The sequence below is a fragment of the Thalassotalea fonticola genome (assembly GCF_032911225.1).
Taxonomy (GTDB): domain Bacteria; phylum Pseudomonadota; class Gammaproteobacteria; order Enterobacterales; family Alteromonadaceae; genus Thalassotalea_A; species Thalassotalea_A fonticola.
The window spans coordinates 2,676,096-2,689,923 of sequence record NZ_CP136600.1; the positions used below are offsets into that span (position 1 = coordinate 2,676,096).

General features: G+C 38.0%; 17 protein-coding genes. 9 read left to right on the forward strand and 8 right to left on the reverse strand.

Annotation, left to right across the window (positions count from 1 at the left end; genetic code table 11):
* Positions 1 to 10: 10 nt before the first annotated feature.
* The 3 genes from RI844_RS10730 (at position 11) to RI844_RS10740 (ending at position 3,222) form a co-directional block, all read left to right on the forward strand.
* On the forward strand, positions 11 to 463 hold the full coding sequence (locus RI844_RS10730) for a YhcB family protein (RefSeq protein WP_348394672.1): 453 nt from the start codon (positions 11 to 13) through the stop codon (positions 461 to 463).
* 129 nt (positions 464 to 592) lie between these two features.
* Positions 593 to 1,942, forward strand: a complete 1,350-nt coding sequence (locus tag RI844_RS10735) for a Do family serine endopeptidase (protein ID WP_348394673.1) — start codon at positions 593 to 595, stop codon at positions 1,940 to 1,942.
* A 209-nt stretch (positions 1,943 to 2,151) separates the two neighbouring features.
* On the forward strand, positions 2,152 to 3,222 hold the full coding sequence (locus tag RI844_RS10740; protein ID WP_348394674.1) for a trypsin-like peptidase domain-containing protein: 1,071 nt from the start codon (positions 2,152 to 2,154) through the stop codon (positions 3,220 to 3,222).
* A gap of 131 nt (positions 3,223 to 3,353) precedes the next feature.
* Here RI844_RS10740 and murA read toward each other — a convergent pair whose 3' ends face one another.
* The 8 genes from murA to mlaF form a co-directional block, all read right to left on the reverse strand.
* A complete protein-coding gene (murA, locus tag RI844_RS10745) occupies positions 3,354 to 4,619 on the reverse strand; it encodes a UDP-N-acetylglucosamine 1-carboxyvinyltransferase (RefSeq protein ID WP_348394675.1) in 1,266 nt (421 codons plus the stop codon).
* Between the two features lie 22 nt (positions 4,620 to 4,641).
* Positions 4,642 to 4,899 (reverse strand): BolA family protein, encoded by a 258-nt coding sequence (locus tag RI844_RS10750; RefSeq protein WP_348394676.1) that lies wholly within the window; start codon positions 4,897 to 4,899, stop codon positions 4,642 to 4,644.
* 30 nt (positions 4,900 to 4,929) lie between these two features.
* Positions 4,930 to 5,238 carry an STAS domain-containing protein gene (locus tag RI844_RS10755; RefSeq protein WP_348394677.1) on the reverse strand — a complete coding sequence of 103 codons (309 nt, stop codon included), beginning with the start codon at positions 5,236 to 5,238 and terminating at the stop codon, positions 4,930 to 4,932.
* A gap of 2 nt (positions 5,239 to 5,240) precedes the next feature.
* Complete coding sequence (locus RI844_RS10760) at positions 5,241 to 5,951, reverse strand: ABC transporter substrate-binding protein (RefSeq protein ID WP_348394678.1); 711 nt, start codon at positions 5,949 to 5,951, stop codon at positions 5,241 to 5,243.
* Between the two features lie 120 nt (positions 5,952 to 6,071).
* Positions 6,072 to 6,800 carry an ABC transporter substrate-binding protein gene (locus tag RI844_RS10765; RefSeq protein WP_348394679.1) on the reverse strand — a complete coding sequence of 243 codons (729 nt, stop codon included), beginning with the start codon at positions 6,798 to 6,800 and terminating at the stop codon, positions 6,072 to 6,074.
* A 14-nt stretch (positions 6,801 to 6,814) separates the two neighbouring features.
* Positions 6,815 to 7,291 (reverse strand): outer membrane lipid asymmetry maintenance protein MlaD, encoded by a 477-nt coding sequence (mlaD, locus tag RI844_RS10770; protein WP_348394680.1) that lies wholly within the window; start codon positions 7,289 to 7,291, stop codon positions 6,815 to 6,817.
* Between the two features lie 33 nt (positions 7,292 to 7,324).
* Complete coding sequence (mlaE, locus tag RI844_RS10775) at positions 7,325 to 8,104, reverse strand: lipid asymmetry maintenance ABC transporter permease subunit MlaE (RefSeq protein ID WP_348394681.1); 780 nt, start codon at positions 8,102 to 8,104, stop codon at positions 7,325 to 7,327.
* Entirely contained in the window at positions 8,104 to 8,907 is an 804-nt protein-coding gene (gene mlaF, locus RI844_RS10780) for a phospholipid ABC transporter ATP-binding protein MlaF (RefSeq protein ID WP_348394682.1), read from the reverse strand. The genes mlaE and mlaF overlap by 1 nt, the downstream gene beginning before the upstream one ends.
* Positions 8,908 to 9,384: 477 nt before the next feature.
* On the opposite strand from mlaF, the gene RI844_RS10785 reads away from it, so the two are divergent.
* The 6 genes from RI844_RS10785 to lptB are packed head-to-tail and all read left to right on the forward strand — an operon-like array spanning position 9,385 to position 13,741.
* On the forward strand, positions 9,385 to 10,362 hold the full coding sequence (locus tag RI844_RS10785) for a calcium/sodium antiporter (protein WP_348394683.1): 978 nt from the start codon (positions 9,385 to 9,387) through the stop codon (positions 10,360 to 10,362).
* An 11-nt stretch (positions 10,363 to 10,373) separates the two neighbouring features.
* The gene (locus tag RI844_RS10790; RefSeq protein WP_348394684.1) at positions 10,374 to 11,348 is read left to right on the forward strand and encodes a KpsF/GutQ family sugar-phosphate isomerase; all 975 of its coding nucleotides are present in this window, start codon (positions 10,374 to 10,376) and stop codon (positions 11,346 to 11,348) included.
* Positions 11,349 to 11,352: 4 nt separating this feature from the next.
* Positions 11,353 to 11,919, forward strand: a complete 567-nt coding sequence (kdsC, locus tag RI844_RS10795; protein WP_348394685.1) for a 3-deoxy-manno-octulosonate-8-phosphatase KdsC — start codon at positions 11,353 to 11,355, stop codon at positions 11,917 to 11,919.
* Positions 11,916 to 12,482: an LPS export ABC transporter periplasmic protein LptC gene (lptC, locus tag RI844_RS10800; protein WP_348394686.1), complete on the forward strand. Its 567-nt coding sequence runs from the start codon at positions 11,916 to 11,918 to the stop codon at positions 12,480 to 12,482. The genes kdsC and lptC overlap by 4 nt, the downstream gene beginning before the upstream one ends.
* Complete coding sequence (gene lptA, locus RI844_RS10805; RefSeq protein WP_348394687.1) at positions 12,442 to 13,011, forward strand: lipopolysaccharide transport periplasmic protein LptA; 570 nt, start codon at positions 12,442 to 12,444, stop codon at positions 13,009 to 13,011. Before lptC ends, lptA begins: the two co-directional genes overlap by 41 nt.
* A gap of 1 nt (position 13,012) precedes the next feature.
* Complete coding sequence (gene lptB, locus RI844_RS10810; protein ID WP_348394688.1) at positions 13,013 to 13,741, forward strand: LPS export ABC transporter ATP-binding protein; 729 nt, start codon at positions 13,013 to 13,015, stop codon at positions 13,739 to 13,741.
* The last annotated feature ends 87 nt before the right edge of the window (positions 13,742 to 13,828 follow it).

Sequence of the window (13,828 nt, forward strand, 5' to 3'; positions counted from 1 at the left end):
AGGAAACATTATGGAATTTATTTACCTTTTCATCGGCGTAGTTATCGGTGTTATTGGTGGCTTTTTTGTCAGTAAAAAGTTGTCAGCTAGCGAACAAGACTACAACAAATTAGAACAACAAGTGAATGAAAGTAAGTCCTCGCTTGAGCAATACAAACAAGATGTTGCAGCTCACCTTGATAGTTCAGCAGATTTACTTGCACAAATGAATGAAACTTGTAAAACCGCGATGACGCAAATGGAAAAAAGCACACTATTGCTTAACAAAGCAAACAGTGAAACGAATGCAATGCCATTTTTCTCTAAAGAAACTGAAGCGCAATTACGTTCAAATCCACAAAAAGTGAAGTCTTCGCGCTCTAGAAAAAAAGTACCAATTACTGAAGCCCCTTTAGATTATTCTAATGATCCAAGTGGTTTATTTAATGATAACAAACAAATTGTTACAAATAGCCCAGGTTAATTAATTACTGATTGGGAACTTTCGTTTTACCCTTGAGTCTTTAATATTTAGTCATCATATAAAACTGTGGTTAAGCAATTATTCGCCTAACCATTGTTTACTAAATGTAATTTTTTGGAGTCTCATATAATGAAAAAGAGTTTTTCTTTTACCCCTACTGCCCTGCTAATTGGTTCTCTGGCCTTTTTCCCTGCAATTTCCAATGCCGCTCTGCCATTACAAGTTGATGGACAGGAGATGCCTTCTTTGGCGCCTATGCTTGAACAGGCAACACCTGCTGTAGTTAGTATTACTGTGGCTGGCACCCATGAAGTAAAGCAAGGTCAAGACCCTTTTAAGTTCTTTTTCGGCCAACGCCGAGGTCAACAAGCTCAAGAGCGTCCTTTTCGCGGCTTAGGGTCAGGGGTAATTATTGATGCCAAAAAAGGTTATGTGGTTACCAATAACCACGTAATCGATGAAGCAGATGAAATATTGGTTAACCTTAAAGATGGTCGTCAATATGAAGCGAAGAAAATTGGTAGTGATGCACAAAGTGATATAGCCTTACTGCAAATATCAGCTGAAGGTTTAAAAGAAATTAAAATTTCTAATTCTGATGATTTACGAGTCGGGGATTTTGCCGTTGCAATCGGCAGTCCTTTTGGCTTAGGACAAACTGTAACATCAGGAATTGTAAGTGCGTTAGGTCGAAGTGGCTTAAATATAGAACAACTCGAAGACTTTATTCAAACTGATGCTGCTATTAACAGCGGTAATTCAGGTGGTGCGTTAGTAAATTTGCGTGGTGAACTTATTGGTATTAATACCGCAATTCTTGGACCTAGTGGTGGTAATGTAGGCATTGGCTTTGCCATCCCCTCAAGCATGATGCAAAATCTGGTTGATCAAATTATTGAACATGGTGAAGTTAGACGTGGGGTTTTAGGAATCACCGGTAATTCAATAAATGCAGAGCTTGCAAAAGCAATGGATTTAGACATTAATCAAGGTGGTTTTGTCAGCCAGGTGGCCCCAAATTCTGCCGCTGAAGAAGCGGGGATTAAAGCTGGCGATATCATAATCGAAGTTAACGGTCGCAAAGTACGTTCATTTAATGAATTACGTGGCAAAATAGGCTCAATAGGCGCAGGTAAAACCGTTGAATTAACCTTGATTAGTGATGGCGACACCAAGGAAGTAGAAGTTACATTAAAAGCAGCACCTGATGCCAACATTGCCGCAGCTAACTTACACCCAATGCTTAAAGGCGCAAAACTAAGTTCGAATACAAAGGGCTTAGGGGTAGTTGTTAATGATGTCGCTGATAATTCTCCGGCAGCCGCTGTCGGATTAAACAAAGGTGATGTTATTGCCGGAGTTAATCGTGTACGTGTTGAAAACTTAGCCGCTCTAAGAGATGCACTTGATGGCATAACAGGCGTGGTCGCATTAAACGTTATTCGCGGTAACACCGAACTATATTTAATGATGCGTTAGTTTAATTTTTTATCTCAATATAAGGAGGTGTTTATCCTCCTTATACACACCTAGAGTCAAGATGAAATCGCGCAAGAGCTATAAAAACTGTATCTTGGATGGTAATACAAATCTGCATAAGGAATGGTATAACGAATATATAAGCCTATGTTCATTCTGAAATAAGTGCTAATATTTACTTCATTAATCAATATAATTAGTCATTCATTTTGAAACTTATCCCTGCTCTTACCTATATTTTACGTGCTACCAGTTACGGCCTTTTAACAGCAGTGGTATTACTTATATTAGTACCCGACTTACGTGATGGTAATAACCTTTCATTTAATATTTTTACTCCGGTAAATGATAAATCTAAACCAATTTCATTTTCTTCAGCGGTTGCCAAAGCAGCTCCGGCTGTTGTTAATATCTATTCAGAAACAATAGAGAACGATAGGCGTTATCAAAACCGCTCTATTCAGCGAGTAAAATTAGGCTCCGGGGTGATCATGGATAGCCGTGGTTACATTCTCACCAATTATCATGTGGTACGCAATGCCAATATTATAACCGTTGTTTTACAAGACAGTACCGAGTTAAGTGCAGAGCTTATTGGTAGCGATGAACTTACCGATTTAGCGGTATTAAAAGTCCATGCGACAAATCTACCGGTAATTGCGGTTGATGATAACCTGATCCCTCTGGTTGGCGATGTTGTTCTAGCTATTGGTAATCCTTTGAATTTAGGTCAAACAGTCACTCAGGGTATAATTAGCGCTACAGGTAGAACAGGCCTTAGTAACACCAGTTATAGAGAATTTTTACAAATGGATGCAGCCATTAATGATGGTAATTCAGGTGGTGCTCTGGTTAATTCAAATGGAGATCTCGTTGGGATTACTTCCGCACAATTTACCAGACTTAATCCGCAAACCAATATACAAGGAATTTTCTTTGCTGTGCCATACAAGCTGGCCGCAAAAATCATGCAGGAGTTGATCAGTAATGGTCGTGTGGTTCGGGGCTGGCTTGGTGTAAGTTCTCAGCAATATAACCCGCAACTGAAAGGTTTCGTCATCGGCAGCCTTACGCCAAATAGTCCTGCTCATTTGGCTGGCTTACAAAAAGGTGATGTAGTAGTTAAAATTAATGAACAGGATATTATCAGTATTAACCATGCTTTAGATATTGTTGCAGAAACTGATCCTGGCGTTATCCTTAATTTCTCTATATATCGTCAAAAGAACTTAATGACCGTGCCGGTTAAAATATTAGAGTATAAAGAAGCTAAGAACTAGAAACCTACGTTTGTCGTTCCGTGCTTGATACGGGATCTTAGGTAGAAACAAGAAAAGGAAACACTGAATTGAAAAAGGTTGGCGATGCCAACCTTTTTTGTTTATCGAAGTAAATTAACTTTCAAATATTCTTAGTTCGTCACTTTATAGCGTTTAATGTCAGCACCAAGCAGTTGTAATTTATCTTCAATATGTTGATAACCTCTATCAATATGATAAATACGATCAACAATTGTTTCACCACTCGCAACTAAGCCAGCGATCACCAGACTAGCAGAAGCTCGTAGGTCAGTTGCCATAACTTGTGCGGCTGTCAGTTGTTCAACACCAACAGAAATAGCGGTATTACCTTCCAATTTAATATCAGCCCCCATACGTTGTAGTTCAGGTACATGCATAAAGCGATTTTCAAATATAGTTTCTACCGTTGTCGCAGTCCCATCAGCTATAGCGTTTAAGGTTACAAACTGAGCTTGCATATCAGTTGGAAATGCTGGGTGAGGCGCTGTTCTGATATTCACCGCTTTAGGCTTATCATTCATTTCTAAACCAATCCAATCATCACCTGTTGTGATAATAGCTCCAGCTTCTTGTAACTTGCTCAAAACGGCATCAAGAGCAGTTGGGTCAGTATTCAGGCATCTGATTTTTCCACCGGTGACTGCTGCAGCGACTAAGAATGTGCCCGTTTCAATTCTATCAGGCATTACTGCGTAATCAGCGCCAGATAAGCTTTCAACACCTTCTATAGTAAGAGTGTCAGTCCCTTCACCAGTGACTTTACCACCCATCGCATTAATGAAGTTTGCTAAATCGACAATTTCAGGCTCTCGAGCTGCATTTTCAATAATGGTTGTTCCTTGTGCTAAAGCGGCAGCCATCATTAAATTCTCTGTACCGGTTACACTAACGGCATCCATGAAAATAGTTGCACCTTTAAGGCGACCATCGTTTTTAGCAACGATATAACCATTTTCAACGCTGATATCAGCGCCCATTAATTTTAAGCCTTGAATATGTAAATCAACTGGGCGTGCACCAATGGCACAACCGCCAGGTAATGAAACCTCAGCATGACCAAAGCGAGCTAATAATGGCCCTAATACTAAAATTGATGCGCGCATAGTTTTAACTAAATCGTACGGTGCCAAACAATTTGTAATATTGCTTGCGTCAAAACTAATGGCGTTATCTGCAGACCATGATGCCTTCACACCAAGTTCAGTTAAAAGTTTAATTGTTGTTTCAATATCGTTTAGTTTTGGCACGTTGCTTATTTGCAGCGGTGTTTCAGCTAATATTGTTGCGAAGAGGATAGGTAAAGCGGCATTTTTTGCGCCGCTAATGGTAACGTCACCGTGTAACTTGTTACCGCTATTTATACGAAATGCTTCCAAAAGATTGCTCGTTATTATTATTTTAAGATGGAATGTTAAACATTTTTTCACGCTGCCATTGAGCATTAGTGAATGTTTTAATGGTTACTGCATGAATTTGTCCTGAGTTAATAGCATCAGCCAAAGGAGCGTATACAGTTTGCTGTTTTTTAACACGACTCATTTCTTCAAACATATCTGCTACAGCAATAACTTTGCATTGAGAGCCGTCAAAGGTTACGTGTAAATCGTCTAACGTAAGTTGTTCTTTTAGAATGTTTTCAATTTCTGAAACGTCCACTTAGTTCTCCACTATTTAAAATTTATTGATTTAAGCTGAAATAGGTAATAGGGCTTGTACCCCACTTAGTTTTGCGAGTTTAACTAATTCTATAGGCACTTGGGAATAGGTAATTTCAGTTTGTTGTGAATTGGCATATTCGATCAATGCGAGTAGCCAAGCTAAACCCGCTGTATCAAATTTACTAACCTCAGACAAATCAATATCTTGTGTTTTATTTTTGCTAAGCTTTGCAAAAAACTTATCTTGCTTGCCAGAGATACTTTGTCGGGTTAAATGTCCCGACAGAGCAAATTGTTCAGCAGAACTTTCACTAATTGTAAACTTAGATAGTACCATTATTATTCAGTGCCTTGTTTTGTAAGTTTAGCGTCCACTGCAGTATTTTTCTTGAAAACAATTTTACGCTGACTTTTCTTTTTCAACATCTCAGTCACTTTAGCAACGCCATTGCGAGCAAGAATGCTACGTAACTCTTTTCTTTTTGCATCAAGTAAACTAATGCCTTCGGCAACTAGGTCATATGCTTGCCATTCCTTGGTTTTATTATTTTTTCTAACTGCAAACTTAATGTTAATTGTTGGGCGGATGTCATCAATAATATCGACTCCAACCATCACTGTATCTGTCTTTATTTTTTTCGTCGGTGTAAATTTTACTTGCTGTTGTTCATACAAGGTGAACACTTGTGCATAAGACGTTATTAAATACTCTTTAAATGCCAACATAAACTCAGCAATTTCTTGTTTATGCGCAGCACTTTCTTCTTTAGTCGCGCCTTTCTTAGCCTTGAAATGATTACCTAAAACTTTATAGCTGGCGTATTTATAAGTGATATACGGCATTAGTTCTTCACGTACAATATCTTTTAATAGCTCAGGATTTTGTTTGATTGCTTTTTCTTCTCGGGCGAAACGTGCAAACGTAATTTCAGCAACTTCTTTTATCATCACATAAGGATTTTCTTTACTCACATCACTTGCGTTAGCACCAGATATCAAGCTTAACGAAGTTAATAATATTACTGAAAATTTAACGAACAATTGCTGCATAATTTTTTCCTGTACTACTAGCCACTACCTAACTCTTCATCAATGAAGCTGAATCACACTCTTATGTATTGCTCGCCTTATTAACCTGCCGTAAGAATCGCTTAGCTGAACTTTAACTAATTAGATAGCTGCATTATTTCCAGAGCCTTGTTCTTCAATTTTAGCGTCTACATCTTCGTTCTTCTTGAAAACAATTCTGCGATCACTTTTCACTTTAAGCATTTCTGTAACTTCTACAACACCATTTTGAGCAAGTATACTACGTAACTCTTTCTGTTTAGCATCGAGTAGACTAATGCCTTCAGCGACTAAGTCAAACGCTTGCCATTCATTAGTTTTTGAGTTTTTTCTAACTTTAAATTTAATATTAATTGGCGGGCGATTTTCATCAATAATATCAACGCCTACCATGATTATTTTTTGCTTGCCTATTTTTTTGGCTGGCTCAAACTGCACTTGCTGTTGCTCATACAATGTAAATACTTGCGCATATGAAGTAATTAAATACTCTCTAAATGCCATTAAAAACTCACGCACATTTTGACGGTGCATGTCTACTTCCTGCTTAGTAGAACCTTTTTTAGGTTTCGCATAATTGCCCAATACTTTTAATCCTGCATACTGGAAAAAAATATAAGGCATTAATTCTTCACGAACAATATCTTTTAATAATTCAGGGTTTTCTTTAATCTCAGCTTCTTCGCGCGCGAAACGATCAAAAGTAATTTTCGATACTTCCTCAATCATCTTATAAGGATCAGTTTTACTTACTTCTGCAGCATTGGCTCCTGTAAATAATGCTATTGATGCTAATAAAGTTACTGAAAACTTAACTAATAAATTTTTCATTATCTATTCCTTTACTATTCGTCACTACCTTGACTAAATAAAAATTGTCCAATTAATTCTTCTAAAACAATAGCAGGTTTAGTATCTTCAATAAAATCACCAGGTTGTAAAATACCAATACCTAGTTCTTCATCGATAAAACCTGGTGATAAGCCTACATATTGCTCACCTAATAAACCTGCGGTGAGAATTGAAATAGACGTGGCTTCTGAAAAATTATCGTACTGGGTGTAAATATCCATAGTCACGATTGGTACATAATCTTCTGGATCTAATTGGATATTGTCTACACGGCCAACCACCACTCCACCAACTTTGATCGGCGAGCGAACTTTTAAGCCACCTATATTATCAAACTTTGCATACAGTTGATAAGTTTCACCATTACCTTGTATGCCTGAATCTGCAACCTTTAACGCCAGCGTAAGCAGCGCGGCAATACCTAACGCAACAAAGAAACCAACCATTAATTCAATTTTTTTCGACACCATGTCAAATCCACCAACTCTTTAAAAAATAGCGTATTAATTAGCAAACATTAACGCTGTTAAAATAAAATCTAAACCTAAAACAATCAATGACGATTGCACCACCGTAGAAGTAGTAGCTCGGCTAATACCTTCAGATGTTGGAATACAGTCGTACCCCTTATAAACTGCAATCCAAGTCACCACAAAGGCAAAAGTAATAGATTTAATGATGCCATTGAGTACATCATCACTCCAATCTACTTCAGCTTGCATAACTGACCAATATGTTCCTGAGTCAACACCTAACCAGTCAACCCCAACTAAATGGCCACCTAAAATACCAACGGTTGAAAAAATTGCGGCGAGTAATGGCATGCTGATCATACCGGCCCAAAATCTCGGCGCAATAACACGACGCAATGGATCAACAGCCATCATCTCTAAACTACTTAATTGCTCGGTTGCTTTCATTAAGCCTATTTCTGCCGTTAATGCTGAACCGGCTCGACCAGCAAAAAGCAAAGCGGTGACCACTGGGCCAAGCTCTCTTAAAATAGATAGTGCAACCATAGGCCCTAAACTCGCCTCGGCGCCGTAACCTATAAGTATAGTGTAGCCTTGCAAGGCAATCACCATCCCAATAAAAGTACCTGACACTATAATAATCAATAATGACAAAACGCCAACTGAGTACAGTTGATGCGCTAGCAATGGCCAACCTTTTTTAGGGTTTGGTACCTGAATAATCGCCGAAAGTAACATCATCATGGCTTTTCCTAAGCCAACAATAATATTAATAACGGTATGACCTAATGCTTGAATTTTATCCAACACTAAGATTGCTCTCCTAACAACTGGCTTTTATAAGATTTTGCCGGAAAATGAAATGGTACAGGACCATCGGCTTCACCTTTAATAAATTGCTGAACTAATTCGGATTGCTGCTCGATAATTTGCTCAGGAGTACCTTCGCCAATGATTTTTTGCTCAGCAACTATATAAATATAATCAGCGATACTCATTACTTCTGGAACATCATGAGAAACAACCACAGATGTTAACCCTAAGGCATCATTTAAATCGCGAATTAATCTAACAATAACGCCCATCGAAATAGGGTCCTGGCCAGCAAATGGCTCATCGTATAAAATTAATTCAGGGTCGAGGGCAATAGCACGTGCCAATGCAGCCCTTCGCGCCATACCACCAGATAATTCGCCCGGTTGTAAATGCATAGCCCCACGTAAACCAACGGCTTCTAATTTCATCATCACCATTTTTTCAATGATGTTTTCAGGTAATTTACTATGTTCACGAATAGGAAATGCCACATTCTCATAAACTGACATATCAGTAAATAACGCACCAGACTGAAACAACATGCTCATTTTCTTACGAGCTTCGTACAATTTAGAACGAGAAAGTTTCGGGATATCTTGGCCAGCAAAAAGAATCTGACCATTACTTGGCTTAAGCTGACCACCTATAAGTCTAAGTAGTGTAGTCTTACCTATACCACTTGGACCCATTATTGCTATCACTTTGCCTTTAGGAATACTTAAGCTTATATCATCATAGATACAACGCTCTTCCCGATGAAAGCTTAAGTTTTTTATTTCTACCAGATTTTCAGACATAGTGTGTATTGAGAATTAGTATCATTATGATTCGAATTTTACCTGACCTTATTAATTACTGCATTATATATTCGTAAGCAATTGTAAATAACTTATAAATTTTCATCAAAACGTTCTATTTTTTAGAACAATTAATAAGACGTTACCGCAGAAAAAAGAATGTTAATAAGAAAGTGTAGTGCTATGACTGAGGATATTAACGAAAAGTTCCAAATTAAAAATGAAAATCTGTTATTCGTTACAATTCTAGTACATTTTTACTTCTGCCATTTATTCATTTAAAAGCAGCGAGCTTATTTTTGCCAGCTAAAGATTATTAAATTGGTTAAAATTTGCCGATGAAAGCAGCGCAAATTAAAAAATGTAGGAAAAAACCTAAATTTTTCCAATAAACCTTTGTTTAAGTCTTTTCATTTGCCGCGTAAGGGGCGACAATTTAGCAGCGGGGATTGTTGACCCGAATAACTGGAGCGCTAAATGTTCATCGAAATACTCATTCTTTTAATTTCTTTAACCGCATTGGTTATAAGTGCCGATAAATTTGTTTTCGGTGCTGCAGCAATAGCTCGCAACTACGGCATTGCACCTATGATTATCGGCTTAACCATTGTTGCTATGGGCTCATCAGCGCCTGAAATGGTGGTAGCAGCAACAGCTGCTCTGCAAGGTTCACCAGATACCGCTATTGGTAACGCAATAGGCTCTAACATTACAAATATAGCCTTAGTGCTGGGCTTAACCGCTCTATTCAAGCCATTGATTGTCTCATCACTTACCTTAAAACGAGAAATACCAATACTGTTAATAATAACCATTATCGCCAGTTATATGTTGTTTGATCTTAATTTCACTTTTACTGAAGGTGTAATCTTAATGACTGGTTTTGTGTTGTTTATCGTTACCTTATTAATCGTGACGTTAAGACAAAGTAAAAATAATAAATTAGATGATCCGTTAATCTTAGAAGCAGAATCAGAAATTCCGGACAATGTCAGTTCAGCGAGCGCTTTTTTCTGGCTTACCTTTGGTATTATTTTATTACCAATGAGTGCTCATTTTTTAGTAGAGTCGGCAACAGTTATCGCAAAATCTGTCGGTATTAGTGATTTGGTCATAGGCTTAACCATTATTGCAATCGGTACTAGTTTGCCTGAACTTGCAGCAAGTATTATGAGTTTAATCAAAAAAGAAGATGATTTAGCCTTAGGTAATATCATTGGCTCAAATATTTTTAATATTTTAGCGGTTTTAGCTTTGCCCGCGTTGATTGCACCAGGAGCTGTTGATAGTGAAGTAGCTTCGCGCGACATTCCCTACATGTTAGGCATCACCTTTTTAGTATTCTTATTATGTTTTAGTTTAAGTGGGCAATTTAGAATTACCCGTTTAAAAGGATTGGTATTGTTTATTGGCTTTATTGTTTATCAATACCTAATCTTTAATCAGTATGTTTAAGTGAGATAAAAATGCCCCACGCCAGTAAATTTAAAGAGCTTGCAGCACAAGTTATCGATATAGAAACAACAGCAGTGGCTAACCTGCATACCTATATTGATGATCACTTTGCCAAAGCCTGTCAATTCATGTTCGATTGCAGTGGCAGAGTAATTGTCATCGGTATGGGAAAGTCGGGGCACATAGGCGGGAAAATTGCGGCTACATTTGCCAGTACCGGTACACCTGCATTCTTTGTCCATCCTGGTGAAGCGAGCCATGGCGATTTAGGTATGGTAACCAGCCAGGATGTTGTGCTGACAATTTCTAATTCAGGAGAAACTGGGGAAGTATTAGCAATATTACCGGTAATAAAACGCATTGGTGCCAAGTTAATCGCCATGTCAGGCAACACTCAGTCGACTTTAGCAAAACTTGCTGACGTACATATTTGTATCGATGTTCCACAAGAAGCATGTCCTTTAGGGTTAGCACCAACATCGAGCACAACAGCTACTTTAGTGATGGGAGATGCTCTCGCCGTAGCTTTATTAAATGCTAAAGGTTTTACCGCTGATGATTTTGCCTTATCACATCCGGGAGGCAGTTTAGGTAAGCGCTTATTATTACGCTTGGCTGATATTATGCACAGTGGCGCACGTCTACCGGTAATTAATGAAACCGCTCTTATAAAAGAAGCGCTAGTCGAGATCTCAAGCAAGGGCTTAGGAATGACAGCGGTGGTTGATAATAAGGGAATTTTAACCGGATTATTTACCGATGGTGATTTACGGCGTATCCTTGATGAAGAAGTAAATATTCATCAAGATAATATCGCCAGCGTAATGACTAAAAATCCAATTGTCGCAAGTAGCGAAATGTTAGCGGCAGAAGCACTTAAGTCGATGGAAGATAGAAGTATTAATGGCTTAATTATTGTTGATAACACTCATCGACCAATTGGGGCGATGAATATGCACGATATTTTAAAAGCGGGAGTAATTTAATTATATGAAGCAAGAAAACTCTTTAGCTAGTACCCTTTACGGGCAAATAGATAGCAATGTTCTTAGGCAAGCGGCACAAATTAAGTTATTAGTTTGTGATGTTGATGGCGTATTTTCTGACGGTCGAATTTATTTAGGCAATGACGGTGAAGAGCTGAAGGCATTTAATACAAAAGATGGTTTTGGCATCAAGGCTCTAGGGCAAAATGGTGTCGACGTTGCGGTAATTACTGGTAGAAAATCTAATATCGTTGAAAAACGTATGACCGCTCTTGGGGTAAAATTTATTGTGCAAGGTGAAGAAGATAAATTACCGGCATTGATGCAGATTGCTAAAAACTTGGAACTTACCAGTGAACAAATTGCCTATATAGGAGATGATGTTCCCGACTTACCTTGTATCGAGGCTGTCGGCTTAGGAGTAGCTGTTAATGATGCTCATCCGTTAGTGAAACAAGGCGCAAACTATATCACCTTCATCAAAGGTGGTTTTGGTGCCGTCAGGGAGCTTTGTGATCTAATAATGCAAAGTCAAAATACCTTGAAAAATGCGAAAGGCAGCAGTATATGAATCGTTTGCATAGTATTTCAACGATTATATTTATCATAGCATTATCTGTTTATGGTTATATGCAATGGCAAAAATCGAATGAAAAAATTGTGCAAATAATAAAACCTAAAGACGAACCTGATTTTATCGCAACAGCATTAAGCTCAAGCCAATATGACGCTGAGGGTAATTTAACTCATACCATATATGCTGAGAGAATGTCCCATTATTTGACTAATACGGAGACTCATTTTCAAGCACCTAAATATACGCTCTATCCTAAAGATGGCAGTGCTGCTTGGAATTTATCGGCAAATGAAGGTCATTTAGGCGAAGATAATATCTTATTACTCAATGATAGAGTACGATTGATATCAGACGATGAAACAAGTTTTATTTCAGAAATACACGGCAAATCTTTAAATGTAGATTTAACCAATAATATCATCACTTCAGAGCAAACAATCCTGTTAAAAGGCAAGGATTTCACTATGTATGGCTCTGGGTTACACGTTGATATCAATACAACTAAAATGAATTTGAATGAACATGTACAAACAATTTATAAAAAACATGCCTCATAAATTATTGCTTGGCATAGCTTTGGTATCCCCTTTAGCAACAAGTGTTGCCGAAGAAGCTGACTTTAAACAGGAAATAGTGATTGTCGCGAAAAAACAATCGAGTGATTTAAAAAATAAAATTGCCAGCTATATGGAAGATGTGAAAATCACTCAGGGCACTCTGAGCATTGAAGCAGATATAGTAAAAGTGACGAATCTGGAAGGTACTGACCTTAAACACTATTTAGCTATAGGTAAACCCGCACGTTTTAGCCAAATTCTTGATGACGGCCAAAAAATTGAATTACAAGCAGATGAAGTGGCTTATTCACCAACCACACAGACCATTATCATAAAAGGTAATGCATCGGTAAGCCAAGAAGGCAGTATGGTAAAAGGCGATATTATTACCTATAACATTGCAACTGAACAGCTCAATGCAGAAAGTGCGAGTACTGTAACGACTATCTTGAAGCCTGAAGTTAAACCAGAAGATAAAGATGTCTCACCTAAAATAAACAATGAAATAGAGCAAGATAAAGAACAATAATATGACGGCAACCCTAAAAGCACTAAACCTTGCTAAATCCTACAGCGGTCGAAAAGTAGTAAAAGATGTCAGTTTAACGGTAAATTCAGGGCAAATTGTCGGCCTACTCGGTCCCAATGGTGCAGGTAAAACTACATCGTTTTATATGATCGTTGGTTTAGTGCCAAGCGATGAAGGCTCAGTTGTGTTAAATGAACAGAATTTAACATTATTGCCTATGCATGAAAGAGCTCGACAAGGCATAGGTTACTTGCCACAAGAAGCGTCAATATTTAGAAAGCTTAGCGTTTTTGATAATATTATGGCCATTTTACAAACCCGTAAAGACCTAGACGATATCGCCAGACAAGAAAAACTTGAGAGTTTGGTTGAAGAATTTAATATTGGCCACATCGTTGAGAATACTGGCCAGAGTTTATCTGGTGGTGAAAGGCGCCGTGTTGAAATAGCCAGGGCTCTGGCTGCTGATCCTAAATTTATTTTATTAGATGAGCCGTTTGCTGGGGTAGACCCTATCTCAGTTGGCGATATAAAAAAAATTATTTTACAGTTAAAAGATCGTGGTATTGGGGTATTGATCACCGACCACAACGTACGAGAAACTCTTGATGTATGTGAACACGCATACATAGTAAGTCATGGTGAATTAATCGCTGAAGGTAATGCAGAACAAGTTTTAAGTAATCAACATGTTCGAGATGTCTACCTAGGTGAAAAATTCAAGCTATAGTTATATTAATAGTGTATTGCTTAGAACAGCAAAGCCGTGTAACAAACCCTAATTAACTTACATAATATTGACGTTATGTAAATTTGG

Bases quoted from the DNA above. Each gene is read 5' to 3' on its own strand.
- RI844_RS10790 (WP_348394684.1), top strand. From the start codon at position 10,374: ATGCCCCACGCCAGTAAATTTAAAGAGCTTGCAGCACAAGTTATCGAT.
- kdsC (WP_348394685.1), top strand. From the start codon at position 11,353: ATGAAGCAAGAAAACTCTTTAGCTAGTACCCTTTACGGGCAAATAGAT.
- lptB (WP_348394688.1), top strand. From the start codon at position 13,013: ATGACGGCAACCCTAAAAGCACTAAACCTTGCTAAATCCTACAGCGGT.
- mlaD (WP_348394680.1), bottom strand. From the start codon at position 7,291: ATGGTGTCGAAAAAAATTGAATTAATGGTTGGTTTCTTTGTTGCGTTA.
- RI844_RS10765 (WP_348394679.1), bottom strand. From the start codon at position 6,800: ATGAAAAATTTATTAGTTAAGTTTTCAGTAACTTTATTAGCATCAATA.
- lptA (WP_348394687.1), top strand. From the start codon at position 12,442: ATGAACATGTACAAACAATTTATAAAAAACATGCCTCATAAATTATTG.
- RI844_RS10755 (WP_348394677.1), bottom strand. From the start codon at position 5,238: ATGGTACTATCTAAGTTTACAATTAGTGAAAGTTCTGCTGAACAATTT.
- RI844_RS10785 (WP_348394683.1), top strand. From the start codon at position 9,385: ATGTTCATCGAAATACTCATTCTTTTAATTTCTTTAACCGCATTGGTT.
- RI844_RS10735 (WP_348394673.1), top strand. From the start codon at position 593: ATGAAAAAGAGTTTTTCTTTTACCCCTACTGCCCTGCTAATTGGTTCT.
- RI844_RS10760 (WP_348394678.1), bottom strand. From the start codon at position 5,951: ATGCAGCAATTGTTCGTTAAATTTTCAGTAATATTATTAACTTCGTTA.
- lptC (WP_348394686.1), top strand. From the start codon at position 11,916: ATGAATCGTTTGCATAGTATTTCAACGATTATATTTATCATAGCATTA.
- RI844_RS10730 (WP_348394672.1), top strand. From the start codon at position 11: ATGGAATTTATTTACCTTTTCATCGGCGTAGTTATCGGTGTTATTGGT.
- mlaF (WP_348394682.1), bottom strand. From the start codon at position 8,907: ATGTCTGAAAATCTGGTAGAAATAAAAAACTTAAGCTTTCATCGGGAA.